At 72.2% G+C, this 4,323-nt stretch carries 4 protein-coding genes; 1 reads left to right on the forward strand and 3 read right to left on the reverse strand.

What is annotated here, in order from left to right; genetic code table 11:
* On the reverse strand, positions 1 to 1,784 hold a 1,784-nt coding region (locus tag GTW43_RS21535; protein WP_161303658.1), incomplete at its 3' end, for an ATP-dependent helicase.
* Between the two features lie 162 nt (positions 1,785 to 1,946).
* Between GTW43_RS21535 and GTW43_RS21540 the strand changes: the two genes are divergently transcribed.
* Positions 1,947 to 2,189, forward strand: coding sequence for a mycoredoxin (locus GTW43_RS21540; RefSeq protein WP_161303659.1), 243 nt, complete (start codon positions 1,947 to 1,949; stop codon positions 2,187 to 2,189).
* Positions 2,190 to 2,244: 55 nt separating this feature from the next.
* Here GTW43_RS21540 and nudC read toward each other — a convergent pair whose 3' ends face one another.
* Together nudC and GTW43_RS21550 are read right to left on the reverse strand one after the other, a co-directional pair.
* The gene (gene nudC, locus GTW43_RS21545) at positions 2,245 to 3,204 is read right to left on the reverse strand and encodes an NAD(+) diphosphatase (RefSeq protein ID WP_343246080.1); all 960 of its coding nucleotides are present in this window, start codon (positions 3,202 to 3,204) and stop codon (positions 2,245 to 2,247) included.
* 85 nt (positions 3,205 to 3,289) lie between these two features.
* On the reverse strand, positions 3,290 to 4,323 hold a 1,034-nt coding region (locus GTW43_RS21550), incomplete at its 5' end, for a M20/M25/M40 family metallo-hydrolase (protein ID WP_161303661.1).

Below are 4,323 nucleotides of genomic sequence, written 5' to 3' on the forward strand. Positions count from 1 at the left end.
CGCCCGCCCGCGCCGCCGGAGCCGGGCCGCAGACCGTCGAGGAACCGGCTGGCCCTGCGGCTCGGCCGTCCCCCGGGCGAGCGCGACAGGGCCCACGAGACGCTGAGGTGGTGGCGGGCCCGGGTGACCCCGACGTAGAGCAGCCGCCGCTCCTCCTCGACCTGCTCGTCGGTCTTGGCGTACGTGATCGGCATCATGCCCTCGGCGACCCCGACCAGGAAGACGGCGTCCCACTCCAGGCCCTTGGCCGCGTGCAGCGAGGCGAGGGTGACGCCCTCGACGGTGGGGGCGTGCTGCGCGGCGGCCCGCTCGTCGAGCTCGGCGACGAAGTCCTGCAGCCCGGCTCCCTCGTGTGCCTGCGCAAAGTCCTCGGCGAGCCGGGCCAGGGCGGCGAGGGACTCCCAGCGCTCACGGACGGCTCCGGACCCGGCCGGCGGCTCGTCGGTCCAGCCCTCGCCGGACAGCACGGCTCTCACCTGGGACGAAAGGCCGACGGCGGTGTCGAGTCCCGCGTCGTTCCCCCCGAAGCGGGCCGCCGCACGCAGGGCGTGTCCGGCCTTGCGCACCTCGGCCCGCTCGAAGAACCGCTCGGCGCCCCGCAGCTGGTAGGGCACCCCGGCGTCGGCGAGTGCCTGTTCGTAGATCTCGGACTGCCCGTTCGTCCGGAACAGGATCGCGATCTCTCCGGCGGAGACCCCGGAGGCAATCAGGTCGCGAATGCGATGGGCCGCACCCTCGGCCTCGGCCGGCTCGTCCACGTACTCGGTGTAGACCGGCTCGGGTCCCGCCTCGCGCTGGGAGACGAGCTGGAGGCGGTGCTCGGCGGCTCGGCCCGAGGCGCGGGCCAGGACACCGTTGGCCAGGTGCACGACCTGGGGAGAGGAGCGGTAGTCACGGACCAGCTTGACGACCGTGGCGCCGGGGTGGCGGGTGCGGAAGTTGAGCAGGTGGTCGGGGGTGGCGCCGGTGAAGGAGTAGATGGTCTGGCTGGCGTCGCCGACCACGCACACGTTGTCCCGGTCGCCGAGCCACAGGTCGAGCAGGCGCTGCTGGAGGGGGCTGACGTCCTGGTACTCGTCGACGACGAAGTGCTGGTACTGGGAGCGGACCTGGTCGGCGATGTCGTGCCGGTCCTGGAGGATGCCCACCGTGAGCAGCAGGACATCCTCGAAGTCGATGACGGAGCGGTCCCGCTTCAGGGTCTCGTAGTCCCCGTAGATCTGGGCGATCTCGGCGGGGTGCCGGGGGCTCTCGCGGCCCGCCTTGTGAGCGGCCGCCGCGTAGTCCCCGGGGACGGTCTGGGTGACCTTGGCCCACTCGATCTCCGCGGCGACGTCGCGCAGCTCGCCGCGGTCCAGCCGGATCCGGCCCGCCGCTGCCGCGTCGGCAACGAGCTGGATCTTGCGGTCGACGAGCCGGGGCAGGTCCCCGCCGACGGCCTTCGGCCAGAAGAACTGGAGCTGGCGCAGCGCGGCGGAGTGGAAGGTGCGGGCCTGCACTCCCCCGGCGCCGAGCTGGCGCAGCCTGCCCCGCATCTCGCCTGCGGCGCGGTTGGTGAACGTGACGGCGAGCACCGTGTTCGGCTGGAGGATGCCGGCGCGGACGCCGTACGCGATGCGATGGGTGATCGCGCGCGTCTTGCCCGTCCCGGCGCCCGCGAGCACACACACCGGACCGTGCAGGGCGGTCGCGACGGCGCGCTGCTCGGGGTCGAGGCCCTCGAGCACCGCGTCGGCCGAGTCCGGGACCTGTGGGAACAGGGTGGAGTGCGTTGCTGCTGTCACCCCGCCATGCTGCCAGGTCGGCGGGGCCGGGTGCGTCGCGTTGTCCACAGGCGGCCGGTGCTTGTCGTACTAACGCGGCCGACGTGCGGGAATGGTGGCCGCGTCGCGTACGTTCGACCGAGTGCGAACACGCACCCCACGCCATGAAGGAGCGCGAGAGACATGCCGGGCACTGTGACGATGTACAGCACCACCTGGTGCGGCTACTGCCAGCGGCTGAAGAAGCAGCTGGACCGCGAGGGCATCGGGTACACCGAGATCAACATCGAGCACGACCCGGACTCCGCCGCGTTCGTCGAGAAGGCGAACGGTGGGAACCAGACGGTCCCCACCGTTCTGTTCGAGGACGGCTCGACGCTCACCAACCCGTCCCTGGCGCAGGTCAAGCAGAAGATCGGCGCCTGAGCCACGGGGCACGGCAGCCGCTGACCGCCGAGGGGCGCCGCTCGGGGCCTCGGGCTCAGAGCGCGTCGCTGGGCTTCGGCAGCGGCTTGCCGTACCAGAGTTCGATCAGCCGGGCCGCGATCGAGATTCCGTAGGGAGGCACGACCTCCCCGGACTCGAACGCGGCCCGCAGGTCGTCCCGGGAGAACCAGCGGGCTTCGTGGATCTCGTCGCCGTCCACGTTGATCTCCGTGGACGTGGCGTGCGCCATGAAGCCGAGCATCAGGCTCGAGGGGAACGGCCAGGGCTGGCTGGCGACGTACTCCACCTCGCCGACGTGGACACCGGCCTCCTCGAAGACCTCGCGGCGCACCGACTGCTCGATGGACTCACCGGGCTCGACGAAGCCCGCGAGCGTCGAGAAGCGGCCCTCGGGCCAGTGCACCTGGCGCCCCAGCAGGATGCGGTCCTGCTCGTCCGAGACCGCCATGATCACGGCCGGGTCGGTGCGCGGGTAGTGCTCGGCCCCGCAGGCCGGGCAGCGGCGGATGTGGCCCGCGGCGGCGATGACGGTGCGTTCGCCGCAGCGGGAGCAGAAGCGGTGCAGTCGCTGCCAGTTCTCCAGGGCGACGGCGTGCACCATGAGGCCGGCGTCCCGGGGCGAGAGGAGCATGCCCGCCTCGCGCAGTCCGGCCGGGCGCGCCGACTGGTCCATGCGCCCGGGCAGGGCGTCCTTCTGGAGCGCGAAGTAGCTCACGCCGTCCTCGTCGGTGCCCAGGAAGTAGCGGTGCGCCTCGGTGAGAGGTGCTTCGAACGACGGCGTCATGACCAGCTCGGTCGAGCCGTCCGTCGTCTCGTCGATGAGCGCCTGGCCGCCGGAGACCACGAAGACACGGGTGGTGGGGTGGCTCCACGCGGCGGCGAGCCATGCCTCGTCGAGGCGGTGGTGCGCCGCTCGGTCGATCCCGCTCGGCGTGGCGAGCGAGAGCGGCCGGCCTGCGGCGAGATCGGCGGTGCGGTCGGTCCAGGTGGTCACGGGTGCTTCCAACTCCCCCGGTGGAATGGGTGGTTCGCGGGCGGTTCAGCAGAAGGTTCGGCGGGGCGGGCGCGGGGTGCCTCGTTCAGGTTGCATCTGCCCAGTTCTCCGCCAGATCGCCCCACAGGTAGGCGGTTGTTTCGACGCCCTTCATCAGGAGGTCCAGTTCGACCTTCTCGTTGGGGGCGTGCCAGCCGTCGGAGGGGACGGAGATGCCCAGGAACAGCACGGGTGCGTCGAGGACGTCCTGGAGGTCGGCGGCCGGGCCGGAGCCGCCTTCGCGCGTGAAGCGGATCTTCTGCTCGAAGGCCTGGCCCATGGCCCGCACGACGGACCGCAGGGCCGGGTGGTCGAGCGGGGTGAGGCACGGCCGGGTGGCCGCGCCGAAGGTGATCTCGTGGCGGATCCCCGCAGGGAGCTGCTCGGCGACCCAGGTGGTGACGGCCTTCTCGATGTGGTCCGGGTCCTGTCCGGCGACCAGCCTGAAGGAGAGCTTCAGCTGGGCCGAGGACGGCACGATCGTCTTGCCGCCGGGGCCCTGGTAGCCCCCGCCGATGCCGTTCACCTCCGCGGTGGGGCGGGCCCAGATGCGCTCCAGCGTGGTGTGCCCCGCCTCCCCGTGCGCGGCGTGGGACTTCGCGGTGCGCAGCCACTGCTCCTCGTCGAAGGGCAGCTCGGCGAAGAGCTCGCGCTCCCGGTCGGTGAGCTCGACGATGCCGTCGTAGAAGCCGGGCACCGCCACGCGCGCGTGCTCGTCGTGCAGGGCGGCGACCAGACGGGCGGCCGCGGCCGCCGGGTTCGGCACGGCTCCGCCGAAGGAGCCGGAGTGGATGTCCTGGTCGGGTCCGTGGAGCTCGATCTCGCAGTCGGCGAGGCCGCGCATGCCGGTGCAGACGGTCGGGGTGTCCTCGGACCACATGCCGGTGTCGGAGACGATCACGGCGTCGGCGGCGAGGCGCTCCCGGTGCGTCTCGACCAGGGCGCGGAAGTGCGGGGAGCCCGACTCCTCCTCGCCCTCGACGAGCAGCTTGAGGTGGACCGCGGGGGCGGTGCGGCCGGTCGCGTGCAGATGCGCGCGCAGCCCCAGTGTGTGGAAGAACACCTGCCCCTTGTCGTCCA

The organism is Streptomyces sp. SID5785, from assembly GCF_009870065.1.
GTDB lineage: Bacteria > Actinomycetota > Actinomycetes > Streptomycetales > Streptomycetaceae > Streptomyces.